Origin of the sequence: Rhizobium sp. BK512 (assembly GCF_014194915.1) — a bacterium.
Taxonomy (GTDB): domain Bacteria; phylum Pseudomonadota; class Alphaproteobacteria; order Rhizobiales; family Rhizobiaceae; genus Rhizobium.
The window spans coordinates 1-15565 of record NZ_JACIAS010000005.1; the positions used below are offsets into that span (position 1 = coordinate 1).

The 15565-nt window shown below is 59.0% G+C and carries 17 protein-coding genes; 11 read left to right on the top strand and 6 right to left on the bottom strand.

Annotation, left to right across the window (positions count from 1 at the left end; translation table 11 throughout):
- Positions 1-308: 308 nt before the first annotated feature.
- Positions 309-1412, top strand: coding sequence for a GDP-mannose 4,6-dehydratase (gene gmd, locus FHX06_RS18090; protein WP_183880313.1), 1104 nt, complete (start codon positions 309-311; stop codon positions 1410-1412).
- The gene (locus tag FHX06_RS18095; protein ID WP_183880315.1) at positions 1405-2376 is read left to right on the top strand and encodes a GDP-L-fucose synthase family protein; all 972 of its coding nucleotides are present in this window, start codon (positions 1405-1407) and stop codon (positions 2374-2376) included. Before gmd ends, FHX06_RS18095 begins: the two co-directional genes overlap by 8 nt.
- 34 nt (positions 2377-2410) lie before the next feature.
- On the opposite strand, the gene FHX06_RS18100 is transcribed toward FHX06_RS18095, so the two are convergent.
- From FHX06_RS18100 to FHX06_RS18110, 3 genes are all read right to left on the bottom strand, one after another.
- On the bottom strand, positions 2411-4252 hold the full coding sequence (locus tag FHX06_RS18100) for a GGDEF domain-containing protein (protein ID WP_113213006.1): 1842 nt from the start codon (positions 4250-4252) through the stop codon (positions 2411-2413).
- Between the two features lie 212 nt (positions 4253-4464).
- Positions 4465-5100: a GntR family transcriptional regulator gene (locus FHX06_RS18105; protein ID WP_113213005.1), complete on the bottom strand. Its 636-nt coding sequence runs from the start codon at positions 5098-5100 to the stop codon at positions 4465-4467.
- Entirely contained in the window at positions 5085-5279 is a 195-nt protein-coding gene (locus FHX06_RS18110) for a hypothetical protein (protein WP_162738586.1), read from the bottom strand. The genes FHX06_RS18105 and FHX06_RS18110 overlap by 16 nt, the downstream gene beginning before the upstream one ends.
- On the opposite strand from FHX06_RS18110, the gene FHX06_RS18115 reads away from it, so the two are divergent.
- From FHX06_RS18115 to FHX06_RS18140, 6 genes are all read left to right on the top strand, one after another.
- A complete protein-coding gene (locus tag FHX06_RS18115; RefSeq protein WP_183880317.1) occupies positions 5278-6702 on the top strand; it encodes a M20 family metallopeptidase in 1425 nt (474 codons plus the stop codon). The two genes, FHX06_RS18110 and FHX06_RS18115, sit on opposite strands and share 2 nt — an antisense overlap.
- Positions 6699-7418, top strand: a complete 720-nt coding sequence (locus tag FHX06_RS18120; RefSeq protein WP_112971671.1) for an ABC transporter permease — start codon at positions 6699-6701, stop codon at positions 7416-7418. Before FHX06_RS18115 ends, FHX06_RS18120 begins: the two co-directional genes overlap by 4 nt.
- Positions 7418-8155, top strand: a complete 738-nt coding sequence (locus tag FHX06_RS18125) for an ABC transporter permease (protein WP_113014815.1) — start codon at positions 7418-7420, stop codon at positions 8153-8155. Before FHX06_RS18120 ends, FHX06_RS18125 begins: the two co-directional genes overlap by 1 nt.
- Positions 8152-8934: an ABC transporter ATP-binding protein gene (locus tag FHX06_RS18130; protein WP_183880319.1), complete on the top strand. Its 783-nt coding sequence runs from the start codon at positions 8152-8154 to the stop codon at positions 8932-8934. The genes FHX06_RS18125 and FHX06_RS18130 overlap by 4 nt, the downstream gene beginning before the upstream one ends.
- Before the next feature lie 36 nt (positions 8935-8970).
- Positions 8971-9828 (top strand): transporter substrate-binding domain-containing protein, encoded by an 858-nt coding sequence (locus FHX06_RS18135; RefSeq protein WP_112971668.1) that lies wholly within the window; start codon positions 8971-8973, stop codon positions 9826-9828.
- A 254-nt stretch (positions 9829-10082) separates the two neighbouring features.
- Positions 10083-10460, top strand: a complete 378-nt coding sequence (locus tag FHX06_RS18140) for a hypothetical protein (RefSeq protein WP_112542276.1) — start codon at positions 10083-10085, stop codon at positions 10458-10460.
- Positions 10461-10493: 33 nt separating this feature from the next.
- Here the strand turns inward: FHX06_RS18140 and FHX06_RS18145 are convergent, their stop codons facing one another.
- Together FHX06_RS18145 and FHX06_RS18150 are read right to left on the bottom strand one after the other, a co-directional pair.
- Positions 10494-10829, bottom strand: a complete 336-nt coding sequence (locus FHX06_RS18145) for a hypothetical protein (protein ID WP_112542277.1) — start codon at positions 10827-10829, stop codon at positions 10494-10496.
- Positions 10826-11746 carry an MYG1 family protein gene (locus tag FHX06_RS18150; protein ID WP_183880321.1) on the bottom strand — a complete coding sequence of 307 codons (921 nt, stop codon included), beginning with the start codon at positions 11744-11746 and terminating at the stop codon, positions 10826-10828. Before FHX06_RS18150 ends, FHX06_RS18145 begins: the two co-directional genes overlap by 4 nt.
- 475 nt (positions 11747-12221) lie before the next feature.
- Between FHX06_RS18150 and FHX06_RS18155 the strand changes: the two genes are divergently transcribed.
- Both FHX06_RS18155 and FHX06_RS18160 read left to right on the top strand, forming a co-directional pair.
- Entirely contained in the window at positions 12222-12422 is a 201-nt protein-coding gene (locus FHX06_RS18155) for a DUF4167 domain-containing protein (protein WP_183880323.1), read from the top strand.
- On the top strand, positions 12419-13444 hold the full coding sequence (locus tag FHX06_RS18160) for a fatty acid desaturase (protein ID WP_183880325.1): 1026 nt from the start codon (positions 12419-12421) through the stop codon (positions 13442-13444). Before FHX06_RS18155 ends, FHX06_RS18160 begins: the two co-directional genes overlap by 4 nt.
- A 27-nt stretch (positions 13445-13471) precedes the next feature.
- On the opposite strand, the gene FHX06_RS18165 is transcribed toward FHX06_RS18160, so the two are convergent.
- Complete coding sequence (locus FHX06_RS18165; RefSeq protein ID WP_113207436.1) at positions 13472-14275, bottom strand: helix-turn-helix transcriptional regulator; 804 nt, start codon at positions 14273-14275, stop codon at positions 13472-13474.
- A 190-nt stretch (positions 14276-14465) separates the two neighbouring features.
- On the opposite strand from FHX06_RS18165, the gene FHX06_RS18170 reads away from it, so the two are divergent.
- Entirely contained in the window at positions 14466-15557 is a 1092-nt protein-coding gene (locus tag FHX06_RS18170) for an ABC transporter ATP-binding protein (protein ID WP_183880327.1), read from the top strand.
- Positions 15558-15565 lie beyond the last annotated feature (8 nt).

The window sequence follows — 15565 nt, forward strand, 5'->3', positions numbered from 1 at the left end:
CGCCGACATCGTCGTCGCCATCAACAATGTCAAACCCAAACGTCACGCAAAATATAACTTCCGTGACTCCGAATTATACGCAAGGTCCTTGATGACCTATCAGAATTTCGAGACGTCACCCATCGCAGCATGGTTCACGTTGCGTTGGCTGCACCCGTATCTGGGGATGCAAAAATGAGAGCCGAACGTTTCGATATCCGCATTGCAGGCAAGGGCGGAACTGCCCGCTCAAACCGCGAAACACCACCTGTCGATGGCAATCGGCAGTTTCTCAGAAACAGCGTTAGTACTCGAGTTGGAGAACGATCATGGATATCGGAATGAGACACAACGGGAAGGTCGCACTGATTACCGGCGTAACCGGCCAGGATGGTGCTTATCTCGCCGAGTTGCTCCTGGATAAGGGCTATATTGTTCACGGCATCAAGCGGCGTTCGTCGTCCTTCAATACCAATCGTATCGAACATCTGTACGAAGATCCTCATGTCGATAATCCGCGTTTCATCCTGCACTACGGGGATATGACCGACGCAACAAATCTCATCCGGATCGTCCAGGAAACGCAGCCCCACGAGATCTACAATCTCGCCGCACAAAGCCACGTCCAGGTCTCTTTCGAAACTCCGGAATATACCGCCAACGCGGACGGGACCGGCACCCTAAGGCTGCTTGAGGCCATTCGCCTCCTGGGCCTGACCAAGAAGACGCGCTTCTATCAGGCATCCACTTCGGAGCTCTACGGCAAGGTTCAGGCGGTCCCGCAGAACGAAACGACGCCGTTCTACCCTCGATCCCCCTATGCGGCCGCCAAGCTTTATGCCTACTGGATCGTCGTCAACTATCGCGAAGCCTATGGCATGCATGCCTCGAACGGCATCCTGTTCAACCATGAAAGCCCGATCCGTGGTGAAACCTTCGTAACGCGCAAGATTACTCGCGCGGCCGCGGCCATCCATCTCGGCCTGCAGGAGCGGCTTTATCTTGGCAATCTCGATGCCAAGCGCGACTGGGGACATGCGCGGGAATATGTCCGCGGCATGTGGCTGATGGTGCAGCAGGACGAGCCGGAAGATTATGTCCTAGCAACCGGCGAAACGCACACCGTTCGCTCTTTTGTCGAGAAGGCTTTTGCCAGGGTGGGCATGCCGATCGATTGGCGTGGGGAAGGTGTCGAGGAAAAGGGATACGACAAGTTATCCGGCCGCTGCGTGGTGGAGGTCGATCCGGCCTATTTCCGACCCACCGAAGTCGACCTTCTGCTTGGTGATCCGACGAAGGCGCATACGAAGCTTGGCTGGAAACACGAGGTCAGTCTCGACCAACTGGTTTCGGAAATGGTCCGCGAGGATCTGAAGGTCATGGCCCGCAATGTTCCGACGGTCGGCGCGAACAAGGGTCTGGTCCATGTCTGAGATCATCTACAGCCTCGCCGGGAAAAGGGTCTATGTCGCGGGTCACCGTGGCATGGTGGGCTCCGCGCTCGTCCGGCGTCTCGCGTCCGAGGGCTGCGAGATCCTCACGGTTGCGCACGCCGCGGTCGATCTCAGGCGGCAGGATCAGGTGGAGGCATGGATGGCAAACAATCGCCCCGATGCCGTCTTCCTGGCGGCTGCAAAGGTCGGCGGCATCCTCGCCAATGATACCTATCCGGCCGACTTCCTCTACGACAACCTGATCCTCGAGGCGAACGTCATCCACGCCGCTTACAAGGCTCGCGTCGAAAAACTGATGTTTCTGGGTTCGTCCTGCATCTACCCGAAGTTCGCCGAACAGCCGATCGTCGAAGACGCGCTTCTCAGCGGATCGCTCGAACCGACGAATGAATGGTATGCGATCGCCAAAATTGCCGGACTGAAGCTTTGCGCTGCCTATAGGAAGCAGCATGGCAAGGACTTCATTTCGGCCATGCCCACCAATCTCTATGGACCGGGCGATAATTTCGACCTCCATTCAAGCCATGTCATGCCGGCCCTGATCCGCAAAGCGCATGAGGCCAAGATCAACAGCGAAAAGGAAATCCGCATCTGGGGCACAGGAGCGCCGCTGCGTGAATTCCTGCATGTCGATGATTGCGCCGATGCCTGCATCCATCTCATGAAGGCCTATTCCGCCGAAAGTCACGTGAATGTCGGCTCAGGCGAAGACATCAGCATCCTCGAATTGGCAAGGCTCGTTGCCGAGGTCGTCGGGTTCGAAGGTGAGATCACGCGCGATCTCAGCAAACCGGATGGTACGCCGCGCAAGCTGATGAGCGCCGACAAGCTGCGCGCGCTCGGCTGGTCACCGAGGATAGGCCTGAAGGCGGGCATAGCCGACGCCTATCGCTCCTTCCTGGAGGGGCACTATCTCGAACGCCATAACGAGGCTGCGGAGTGACGGCAGTCGCGCTATTGTCGCGATAGTCGCGTTATCACGGGCCGCCGGACTTTCGTTTCACCTTGTCTGCCGGAGGGCGAACCTCGGACCGCAGCGCTTCTGTTGCCTTGTCGCGATCGACCGGGCGACCGAACAGATATCCTTGCACATAGGGGCATCCGAGGCGCAGCAGGCGTTCTGCCTGATCTTCCGTCTCCACACCCTCGGCCACGATGCGGGTACCGAGACCGACCGACATGTCGAGAAGGGCCTTGACGATGACAGCACCCGGTCCATCGGACATCCGGTCGATGAAGGTCTTGTCAATCTTGATGATGTCGACCGGGAAATTCAGCAGGTGCGTGAGCGAAGCGTAGCCGGTGCCGAAATCATCGAGCGCCACGAGCAGCCCTTCCCTGCGAAGCTCCTCGATCGCTTTTGCGACCTTCCCGTCCTTTTCGTCCATATAGACCGTTTCGGTCACTTCGAGCACGACATGCTTGAGCGGTGTGCGGTGGTGGGCAAAAACGCTTTTGATCCGTTCGCCGAGATTGCCCTGGTTGAAATCCGCCATCGATACATTGACGCTGACATATTGAAACGAGAGCCCGAGATCGAGCCAGTATCGGATATCGCGCGCGACCTGCTCCAGCATCCGGTCGGTCAGGAGATGCCCAATCGATGGATCCTGGAGTGCCTCGGCAAACGCACCGGGGGAAAGGATCTGGCCACCATCCATACGAATGCGGCATAGAGCCTCGAGACCGACGATTTCCTGCGTTGGAAGGCTGACGATCGGTTGGTAATGCGCCTCTATCCGATCTTCGGCCAAGGCGCTGGTCACGGTCTGCAGCGCCCGAAACCGGTTTGCAATCGCCCCGGCAAGATCATCGCTGTAAAGCACGAAACCGCCTCTGGCGGTCTGCTTGGCATGGTGGAGTGCGAGATTTGCATGCTGCAGAAAGGTTGGCACGTCGGGTGGCCGGGACGGTTCGAAGATCGCGCCCCCGCAGGTAACCGAGACCGGCAGAAGATGTTCGTTGCGGTGTGGGGTCCGGCTCTCCATGGCGCGCAGAATTTCTGTCGAAACCGCCGATAATTCCTCGGCGGAACGATCTTCGATCAGAACCGCAAATTCATCGGCATCAACCCTGAAGATAGCCGCAGGCGCTGCGATCCGTGCGACCGTTTGTCCGACCTCCAGGATCAATCTGTCGCCGGTCGCATGGCCGAAAGCGTCATTGACCCGGCCGAGATGATCGATATCGACGAGCAGAACCGAAAGTGGGGCAGTGACACCCTCGATGGCAGCCTCGAGCGTCTTGAGAAAGTTGGCGCGATTGCCAAAGCCCGTGAGGCTGTCGAAAAAGGCAAGCCTTTGATTATCCGCCTTCACCTCTTCACGCTCGAGTACAAGCGAGCAAAGGTCGAGGCACTCAGCAACGATCATGCGTTCTTCGGGCGTGGGGCCGCGATTGTCCTTGTAATAAAATCCGAACGCTCCGAGCACGCGTCCGTCGCTGCGCAGGATCGGGCTCGACCAACACGCCTTGACACCATGTTCTTTCGCAAGAATGCCGGCAAGCGGCCGATAGGGTATCCAAAGCGGGTCTGCAAAGATATCGGCGACGGCGATCGGCCTGCGGAAATGGGCAGCCGTGCCGCACGAGCCGACATCAGGCCCGATCGGAATTCCGTCGAGCGCATCCGAATAGGTTTTGGAGATCGTTGGCCCAGCCAGCGGATGCAGGAGCCCTTCGCGGTCAACGGTCACGATTGAGCAAATGACCCCGGCTGCAAGCCGCTCAGCATGCTCGCAAATACGATCGCAGGCGTCTTCGAGAGAAGACCCCCGTGCCAGCATATCCAAGATTTCCTGCTGAAGCTGTCCTCGCATGCCGGTCCCGTTATACTGCGTTTCGCTCGAATGGCCTCGCAACCTGTTCGACCGGTTACGATCAAAACTAGCAGGTACTATGTTACGGGTTCGGAAATTTATCGACTACAATTCGAAGCCCCAAGCATATCGTATGTTCTCGTCTCACGGGCACTCGCAACTGCACACTGCAACAACGGCGACCTGAGAAGACCGGGATAGGTCAGGCATATTTAGCTTTGAAGAATATGCTGCCGCACCAATTCCTTCAAATGCTCGGCATCACCGGCTTCGATCGCTTTGATCATCAGATGGTGCTCCCGACCCGACTGCTCCACGCGGGCGCGCGTGCGCCATTGTGAGACCGGCGCCGATGAGGTTCGCTGACGGATTTCCGTGATGAGGTCGACCAGTTCCTGATTACCGCCAAGAACCAGCAATTGCCGATGGAAGGCGAGATTCGCCTCGTAAAGTTCCAGCATCGTGCCATTCAGCACCATGAAGTCAAAATGCTCGGCAAGTCTGCGGAGACTGGCGATATCTGCCGGCAATGCATTCTGAATGATCGTGCCGGCGATGGCGGTTTCCAGGATAATGCGGATTTCACTGACTTCCCGTGCGCGCCGGCCATCCGGTTCATAGACATGGTAACCGCGGTTTGGCACATGTTCGACGAGCCGCTTTTGAGCGAGGCGATCAAGAGCACGTCGCACTTCAGGCCGTGTGCAGTTGTAGCGTCGCTCGAGATCGATCTGCTTCAGCCAAGTACCGGGCAGGAGCACCCCGGCCAGAATATCCTGAAGCACGAGGTCCGTCACGTCGCGTCCAGCGGACGCGGCCTGCCCCGAATTCATTATGATATCTGCCATTCGAATTTCCCCTGCTCTTCTCCATCGATATCACGGGCTGAGGTATGTCCGTAAGGCAGCCCCAACGCATTGCCGTGATGAAAATTTATTCGTGCATGTGGATTGCGCATAAATTCTTTGTAACCTAAATTGGCGCCAATTTTGGATACTATGCAAAATAATTCTGTTGTGGAAGCCATGAAAAACTCGGACACGGTGTGGGACATTGTCGAAGCCAAGCGCGAAGCATTCTTTGCGCTCAGCGACCGGATCTGGGATATGCCGGAGACAAATTACGAGGAATACCGCTCCGCTGAAGAGCACGCGCGGCAGCTGCAAGCCGAAGGGTTCCGTGTCGAACGCGGTATCGCGGGGCTTCCGACAGCGGTGATGGGCGAAGCCGGTGAAGGTGGCCCGGTCATCGCAATCCTCGGAGAATTCGATGCGTTGCCCGGTCTCAGCCAGGAAGCAGGCGTTGCCGAGAAGCGCGAGGTGACGGCAAACGGCAATGGCCATGGATGCGGCCACAACTTGCTCGGCGCCGGTTCAATGCTGGCGGCGACAGCGGTGAAGGATTTCCTTGCAGCAAACGGCCTGAAGGGCCGCGTGCGCTATTATGGCTGCCCGGCAGAAGAAGGCGGCTCCTCCAAGGGCTTCATGGTGCGCGCAGGCGTCTTCGATGACGTCGACATTGCCATTTGCTGGCACCCGGCGGCCTTTGCCGGCGTCAACAACCCCATCTCGCTTGCCTGCAACGAAATCAATTTCCACTTCACCGGCCGCTCGTCGCATGCTTCAGCAACACCGCATCTCGGCCGCAGCGCGCTCGATGCCGTGGAGTTGATGAACGTCGGCGTCAACTACATGCGCGAGCACATGCCCTCTACGGCGCGCATCCACTATGCCGTGACCGATACAGGTGGTTCGGCGCCAAATGTGGTGCAGGCCCGCGCGACGGTGCGCTACCTCGTCCGCGCCCGAAACCTCCCCGAACTCCTGTCGCTCGTCGCCCGCGTCAAAAAGGTTGCGGAGGGCGCTGCCCTCATGACCGAGACGTCGGTCCGCAGCGAGGTGATCAGTGGTGACGCCAATCTCGTCGGCAATGTTCCGCTCGAGGACCTGATGTTTGCCAATCTCGAACGCCTAGGCCCGCCCATTTTCGATGACAACGACCGCGCCACCGCCCGGGCATTCCAGGCGACCATGAGCGCCGAGGACATAGCCTCTTCTTACGCACGCTTCGGCCTGAAACCGAAGAAGGACCAGCCGCTTTGCGAGGAAATCTTCCCGCTCTATGCCGGCGACAGCACGATCGTCGGTTCAACCGATGTCGGCAGCGTCAGCTGGGTCGTACCGACAGTGCAGATGCGCGGCGCGACCTATGCCATCGGCACGCCTGGTCATTCCTGGCAGTTGGTCGCTCAGGGCAAGCTTCCCGCAGCCCATAAAGGCACGGAGCATGCGGCAAAGGTCATGGCGAGCACCGCTATCGACCTGATCCGCAATCCTGCTCTCATCGAGGCGGCCAAGGCGGACCTGAAGGGCCGCCTCGATGGGACACAGTTCGTCAATCCGATCCCCAACGACGTTCAACCGCCGCTGCCGGAGAAAAAGGCATCATGAACCAGCCCGGCATCCTCGAGCTCATCAGCTTCGGCCCCGACGGCTGGGGCAAGGCGCTCATGGCCGGCGCGTGGATGACGATCCTGGTCGCGCTTTCGGGATATGCCATCGGCTCGGTGATCGGCACGTTCGGTGCCTGGGCGAAGATATCGGGCGGACGTGGCCTGAAGATCGCGGCCGACACCTACACGACGGTCCTTCGCGGCATACCTGATCTTCTGGTCATCTACCTCTTCTATTTCGGAGGCAGTGCCGCAGTGACCGCACTCGGCCGGCTTTTCGGCGCCGAAGGTTTCCTTGGCTTTCCGGGGTTCCTTGCGGGCTCACTCGCCGTCGGCGTCACCTCGGGCGCGCAATTTACGGAAGTTTTCCGGGGCGCCTTCAAGGCGGTGCATCGAGGCGAGATCGAAGCTGCAATCGCCTGCGGCATGGGCCGTGCATTGCGGTTTCGCCGTATCGTCGCACCGCTGACGCTACGTCACGCGCTACCGGGCCTCGGCAATGTCTGGCAAGTCGTTCTGAAGGAATCCGCACTCGTCTCCATTACCGGCGTCGCCGAACTGCTTCGCCAGACGCAAGTGGCGGCAGGATCGACTGGTCTTCCCTTCGATTTTTATATCGTTGCAGGTGCGATCTATCTCATTATTTCAACTGGTTCCGGCCTTTTCTTGAGACAGGCTGAGAAGCACTTCTCTCGCGGCGTGAGGAGAGGCTGATGGATTGGCAATTTCTCGGCGAAACCTTCGTCAGTCTCGTTTCCGCTATCCCACTCACCCTTCAGCTTGCCGCGACGTCGATCGCACTCGGCGCCGCGCTGGCGCTGGCAATCGCACTGTGCCGGCTTTCAGGGATAATGGTGCTGGAATGGTTCGCACGCACCTATGTCTTCATTTTCCGCGGCACACCGCTGCTCGTGCAGATCTTCCTGATCTACTACGGGCTTGGCCAGTTTCCCGAGGTCAGGCACAGCATCTTGTGGCCGTTCCTACGCGAGCCCTATTGGTGCGCGGTGCTTGCGCTGACCATGAATACAGCTGCCTATGCCAGCGAGATCATTCGCGGCGGACTTCTGTCTGTACCTTTCGGCCAGGTCGAGGCGGCGCGCGCCTGCGGCATGCCTCGCTTCATGCAGTTCCGTCGCATCATCATGCCGCTCGCCATCCGCCAGGCGCTGCCAGCTTACTCCAATGAGATGATCTCCATGGTGAAGGCGACATCGCTCGCCTCGATCATTACCCTGATGGAAGTGACCGGCGTCGCCGCCAGGATCATTTCCGAGACCTATCGGGCAATCGAAGTCTTCATCGTCGCAGGCGCCATCTATCTGGCAATCAACTTCCTGCTGACGCGTCTCGTCTACCTTGTCGAATATTGGCTGAGCCCGCATCTGCGTCAGCCTGTTCCCCACTTTCCGGCGACAGCCACATCCGTACTCGAAGGAGACGCCCGATGACCGCGGCGAATGCCCCTCTTTCCACCATCGCACTCAGCGTGAGGGATATGCACAAGAGTTTCGGTCCGGTGGAAGTCCTGAAAGGTATCTCGCTCGACGCTCATGAAGGCGATGTCGTTTCGATTCTTGGTTCCTCCGGCTCGGGCAAATCCACCTTCCTGCGCTGCATCAATCTTCTGGAGGCACCCGATTCCGGTGAAGTGACGGTCGCGGGAGAAACGATCCGCATGGTGGCCGACGGCAAAGGCGGCAGCCGCCCGGCCGAGCGGAGGCAGGTCGACCGAATTCGTTCGCAGCTCGGCATGGTCTTCCAGAGCTTCAACCTCTGGTCCCATAAGACGGTGCTCGAAAACGTCATCGAAGCCCCGGTTCATGTGCACGGCCGGTCGAGGACGGAATGCATCGAGGAAGCCGAGGCCTTGCTTGCCAAGGTCGGCATTGCAGAAAAGCGCAATTTCTATCCGTCTCATCTTTCCGGTGGTCAGCAGCAACGCGCGGCCATCGCACGTGCGCTCGCCATGCGGCCGAAAGTAATGCTCTTCGATGAGCCGACCTCAGCACTCGATCCCGAACTCGTCGGCGAAGTGCTGCGCGTAATGCGCGCACTCGCCGAAGAAGGGCGCACGATGCTGGTCGTCACTCATGAAATGGGTTTCGCCCGCGATGTCTCCAGCCGGGTCGTTTTCCTGCATCAGGGCGTCATCGAAGAAGACGGCAAACCGCAGGATGTGTTCGTCAATTCCCGGTCGGGCCGTTTCCGCCAGTTCATCAACAAGTAGTTTCTCAGCCCAAACAAAGAAAAGGGGAGCAAAAACATGAGGTTCTTTTCACGGGTTCTGATGGCGACATCAGCCGCTGCCGTCATCGCGACGGCCGGTGTTGCGCATGCCGAAGACAAGAAGTGGACGACGGTGACGATCGCCACCGAAGGCGCATTCAAGCCTTATAACTTCACCAAGCCGGATGGCTCGCTCGATGGCTATGAGATCGAACTGACCAAATATCTCTGCGATCACATGAAGGTGGAATGCAAGATCGTGGTCCAGAACTTCGATGGCATGATCCCGGCACTGAACGCCGGCAAATTCGATGCCATCATCTCCGGCATGTCTGCGACGGCAAAGCGCGAAGAGGTGATCGCCTTTAGTGATTCCTACGGCTCCACCGGCCAGGCCTTCGCGACCTCGAAGACGGGCGATCTCGCAAAGCTGTCGGAAAAGGGCCAGGTCTTCTCGCTTGCCAGTGATGAAGCGGGCGCTGCTGCAGAGATCGAAAAGATCAAGCCGGCACTCCAGGGCAAGACGATCGGTGTGCAGACGGCCTCCACAGCGGCCGCCTTCGTCGACAAATATCTGAAGGGTGTCGTCGACGTCAGAGAATACAAGACGACGGAAGAGCATGATCTCGATCTCAAGGCCGGTCGTGTTGATATCGTTATGGCGTCCATGGCCTATCTGACGACGGCTTCCGAGAAGCCGGGCAACGAAGACATGACGACGACAGGTCCACGCTTCCAGGGCGGGTTCCTCGGCCGTGGCAGTTCCGTTGGCCTGCGTAAGAGCGACACTGAGCTGAAGGCCATGTTCAACGACGCGATTGCCGCTGCAAAGGCGGATGGCACGATCAAGACGCTGTCGGAAAAGTGGTTCGGTTTCGACGTCACGCCGAAGTGAGATGACTTCAAAATGATACCTGGCGGGTGACGCTCGCCGGGTATCGCGGGCGACCGGTGTGCAATGAGATTTCAGAGACCGACGTTGCACAGAATGGTGCTCGCACGGGCGGGCCCGACGGGCCGACAGTCGCACATATTCTGTGCTCGCAAAGTGTCGCCGAGATCGCTATTCGTGTGATTGCGGGGCGTCGCCATCGGCGAGCCCGGCATAGAACGCAACATGATACGATCACAATGCGAAGGAGGGCAGCGATGGCCAATCTTCCCGACATGACGAAGCACCGCGGCTTTCCATCGGGCATGCCGGGCAGCGGCATTCAGTTCACCATCCGCCGCGCCAATCCCAAGGGCGTGACGCCGATCAAGGCACTGCCTCGTCGCGCACGCCCTGGCACGGCGGAACACCGGGTCGATGCAGCCTTCCTGCATGCGCTTTGGCATTATTTCGGGGCTGAGCCCTTCGAGCGCGGCAATCTGGACGCCGCGCGGCTCAACCTGCTATTCGGGCGGGAAGTGGTGGCCGTGGACAAGGATTTCGATCCGAAGTCCTATGAGGCGATGCTCGTCATCAACGAGAAGGTGGCGCGTCAGAGTTTCCCGGAATCGTTCGAGGACGTTATGGAAGTCTGACGGGAGCGTTCATCGCGCATTTCCGCCGCCGGACTAATTTCCCGTCTCGATGTTGACTTCGTATTCGGCAAGCAAACGCTGCACCGTTTCGTTTTCGGCGTAAAGGCGTTTCAGTCTGGCGAGCTCGGCATCGGTCCCGGTGCAAAGCCGCTTCAGCTCCTCGTCAATCTGTGCGCGCCGCTCGGCATAGGGCGAATCCTCGCCCCGAAAGTGATCGCATCCGTCACGACGCTCCATAAAGGCGCGCACATCTTCAGGGAGTTTGAACGTATCGGATTGCCGATCGGCCGCCAGGGTCGGCCAGCAACATGCGCCTGAAAGGCTCAGAAGCAACAGGCCTGCGGTAATCTTAGGCCCGACAATCGTCATGTCAGCGCCTGTTCTACAGCGATCCGCGCCATCGCGAGTGCAGCCTCTCGGGTCTTAGCGGCAGCAACGAAAAGGCCTTTGTGGCAGAACGTTGCTCCTTCGATGCCGCAAACCAATTCCAGATCGTGGCCGGTCAACCCCGCCCAGGAGGCCGGCAAATCCGCGCGCAGTTCGAAGCCCTCGTCGGAACGCCGAATGCCGGTCAGGCACCAGTCGTTCTCCCGGGGGTGGACGACAAAGAGCAGCTGATCAGCCTTGGCCTTTACGATCGCGGCGCGGAAGGGCATGCCGGTCGGCAGTTCGAGGACCCTGCCCTCGCCTGTCTCGTCGATCGCTTTGAGAACAAGGCCTTCGGCACGAAGCTTGGCATCCTGCGCCGCGATCCCGGCTTCGACGAAACTGCGGGCGATCGAAAGAGCCGCGTGGAACGCCCTGTCATCGGCATCTGGATCCTTGGCATCGAAAACCGGCTTCAGGGTTTCGAGAAGCGCCGGCAGCGTCAGGCCTGCCAGCTCACCTGCAACCGAAAGATCAAGCGCGCCATTGTCGGTCAGATCGACCGGCAGCACGAATTTGGCGTCGAAGGACGCATGCACCGCTGCTACATGCGCCTCGGGCACCCCAAGCGCCGCAAGATAATCCGACCCGTAATGTTTCCAGACGAGGCCGAAGGAGCTGTAGGGCCGTCCGTCCTCTCGCACCGGCGCGCCACGCTGATGATGGTCGAAAATGCCCGCGGCAGGGTCATATTGCCCGCCGACGTCGTAGATGATGCGATCGGTGGCCGGTGTGGTCCATTCAACATTTCGGCTGCGAATGATCCGGGCCTCAGGAAACAGCCGGGTCAGTATGACGCTTGAAAGCAGCTCGTCGGCGTGGAAGCCGCCGGAATGGGTAACCAGGTATGAAAGGGTCATTGTCAGATGCGTCTCTCGGAATGGGACTTTGTTGCCCGTTCTGATAGCCTGGGTCGGTCGCCAGCTCAACAGCAGGCGGGGAAGCGATATAATTCTTTCGATCCGGATAGCTTGGAGACATCCCCGACGTGATGCAGCCACAATGCTGCAGTAATACCCCAAACATCCGAGGATATTGGATCCTCGATGATGCAGGCTCCGTTGCCCGATTGCCGACGCGCTTGCGACCTTCCCATCAGCGATTTGCAGCAGCCGCAGTGGAGTATTGCTTCTGCGCGTGGATCTCACACTGACCAGATCAGAACGACAGCATCTGCCGACGGAAACACCGTCTCGCCGATCGCTAACGCACCCTGTCGCAGTCTCCTAGGACAAGGCATCAGTTGCAAGCTGCGACAGCGGACCATCGCCGAGCAAAGCGCGCAAGCAATCATTTTCAGACAACAGGAGCGAATCCTCGCGGTTCGGATCTATCATGAATAATCACCATTTCGCCCACCGTAATAGAAGTGCTACACAATCGAGGCAGCGCCTGCTGGATCGATACAAGCAATACCTTCAGTTCGCCGAGCTGAAGTCTTTGGCCGGCGACCGGATCGGCGCAGAAAATGACTACCAGCATGCCGAACACTTCTTCCGCAGCGCTGCCCAACAGAAAGACGCCGACCGACTATGAACGCAACGATGACGGCTGGCCAAGACGCCGGTGCCGAAAAAGCCTGGCTCAAGATTCTCTCGAATTACCGAAAACCCAATACAGGCCGAAGCCTGTACGAACTGGCCGTGACGCTGATTCCCTTTATCCTTCTTTGGGCGGCAGCATCGGTTGCGATCCATTTCGGCTATTGGCTCGGCTTAATCCTCGTCGTCCCTGCCGCCGGCTTCCTGTTGCGGCTCTTCATGCTGCAACATGATTGCGGGCACGGCTCGTTCTTCGGACGGCGTCAGTGGGATGACTGGACGGGACGCGTGATCGGCATCCTCACACTCACACCCTACGATTATTGGCGCCGTGCACACGCAGAACACCATGCCTCAGCCGGCAATCTGGATGAGAGGGGTGTCGGTGATATCACCACGCTGACGGTCGAAGAATATCGCGCCCTGACGGGTCGAGGAAAACTTGCCTATCGCCTATACAGGCATCCGCTGGTCATGTTCGGTATTGGCCCGGCCTATCTTTTTATTTTCAAGCAGCGACTGCCGATCGGCATGATGCGTTCCGGCGCCCTGCCCTGGATTTCGACGATGGCGACGAATGCCGGCGTCGCTGCACTGGTCGCTCTTCTGATCTGGGCGGTCGGGATCGTTCCCTTTCTGCTGGTCCATCTGCCAATCGTTCTGCTTGCGGGATCGGCGGGTGTCTGGCTGTTCTATGTTCAGCACCAATTCGAAGATACCCACTGGTCGAAGCCTCCGGAATGGACGTTCCCCTATTCCGCCATGCATGGCGCCTCGCATTATGACCTGCCGCGCCCGCTGCGATGGATCACCGCCAATATCGGCATGCACCATGTCCACCACCTGTCGAGCCGAGTGCCGTTTTACCGGTTGCCGGAAGTGTTGCGTGACTATCCGGAGCTGGCGAAGCTTGGGCGCATCAACATTCGGGACAGCCTCAGCTGCGTGAAACTCGTCCTCTGGGACGAGACGGCACGACGGCTGATTTCGCTGCGTGAGGCAGAGGCGCGCCCTTAACGACAGCCCCGGGCGTGCAGCCACCAGTCAGCTCAGATTCTTCAGGTAAAGCGAGAGCAGCTGCGTCTGCGAGGAGATGCCAAGCTTGCGATAGACATTGCGGCGGTGGACCTTCACCGTTCCCGTCGAGATGTTGAGTTTCAGGCCGATCGATTCCGACGAATGGCCCTGCAGCACCAGTTCAACGATCGCCGTTTCGCGGCTCGTGAGGTTGAGATCGTGCCAGACGGTGTCGGCGCGCGGGAGGATTTCGCTTTTGCGGCGGCTTTTGCCCCTTGCTGCGAGCTGGGCGTCGAAGCGCGGTGCGAGCCCGGACCAATAGTGTTTCACCATGCTGGCCACGAGCGGCTCAGCCCTTCTCAGCGTTGTGAACTCGGCCGGTGGAAAAGCACCGGTCTGTTCCCGCCGCATCAGCGAAAGCACGACGGTAATATCGCCATCAACAGGCACGAAGAAGCCGATTTCCTCGGCAAGTCCGGTCTGGACGTAATAGGTGCGGTAATATTCGCTGGAGAAGAACCTGTCCGGGGCGAGTTCGCGCATCCTGAAGACACCTTCACGCCGTTCGCGAGCAGTATGATAGAAGGGGTCGAGCAGATAAGGACCTGCCTGATAGAGCGTGACGAAGACGATGTGCTCGTCGCGATCGAAGGTGCTGTAGAGATCGATCGGCCGCTCTTTTGCCCGATAGGCGAAGACGACGACATAGTCGAAGCGCACGAGTGCTGTCATCATCTGTCGGAAAGTATCGCCAAAAGCGGCATCGGTCATGGCTGGCTTGCCGACCGTCGCATTGAAAGCCGTAAACAGCGTCTCCAGGTCGATACTCACTAGCCCTTCCTCCCCGCTGTTCCGCAAAATTCACCGAAGGCGGATATACACCTTCCACGAAACAATGTGCGCCTAAATACCTCTCTCGGGGTATATACCGTGGAGGAAGCTCAGGCTTACTCTTTCCTTAACGACGGTGGCAATAAGGCAGCGATAGACTGCCATTCCAAACCAACCGCAGGGAACAGACGTGGCATCCGCTTCGACGAACGATATCGAATTCCGTTCGGTCACAAAGAACTATGGCGCCGTGACCGCTGTGACGGACATTAATCTTACTGTGCCGAAGGGTGCCTTTCTGGCGTTGCTCGGGCCGTCCGGCTGCGGCAAGACGACCTGCCTGCGCATGATCGGCGGCTTCGAACAGCCGAGCGAAGGCACCGTGTTGATCGACGGGCGCGAGATGAACGGAGTTCCGGCCTATCGCCGCCCGGTCAACATGGTCTTCCAGCACTACGCGCTGTTCCCCCACTTCAACGTCGAGCAGAACGTCGCCTATGGCCTCAAGCAGATGCGCCCGAAAATCGCGGCGAAGGAGATCGACCGGCGCGTCGCCGAGGCGCTCGAAATGGTCCGGCTCGGCGGCTTTGCCAAGCGGCGCATCCATGAAATGTCGGGTGGGCAACAGCAGCGTGTGGCGCTTGCCCGAGCCATCGTCAACCGCCCTTCCGTATTGCTGCTCGACGAACCTTTAGCGGCACTCGACAAGAAGCTGCGCTCGGCCATGCAGATCGAGCTGCAGACCCTGCAGCGTGAACTCGGCATCACCTTCGTCCTCGTCACCCACGACCAGGAAGAGGCGCTTTCGATGGCCGATGTCGTCTGTGTCATGAGTGCCGGCCGTATCCGTCAACTCGGCAGCCCGCAGGAAGTCTATGACCGCCCGGCAGATCTTTTCGTCGCCGATTTCGTCGGCAAGACGAACCGTATCGCCGCGGCAATGGAAGCCGATGGTACGACGCTCAGGCTGGCGGATGGCTCAGCGATCGTCTCCGGCAAGCAGCTCGCGTCGGGCGAAGTCATCGCTGCTTTGCGCCCCGAGGCAATCCATCTGACGCGCAAGGCTGCGCCCTTAGGCACGTCGTTCAAGGGAACCGTGACGCATCGCATCTTCCTCGGCTCATCTGCGGAATATGCCGTCAGCGTACCGGGGCTCGGCGATTTCCTGATCACAGCCGACCGCCGCAGCATGAACGAGAGCGATCTCGTGGAGCCGGGCGAGGAGGTTTTCCTCGGTTTCGACCCCGCCGCCATCCATGTCTTTCCAGCATCGAATGCATAAACCAAAAC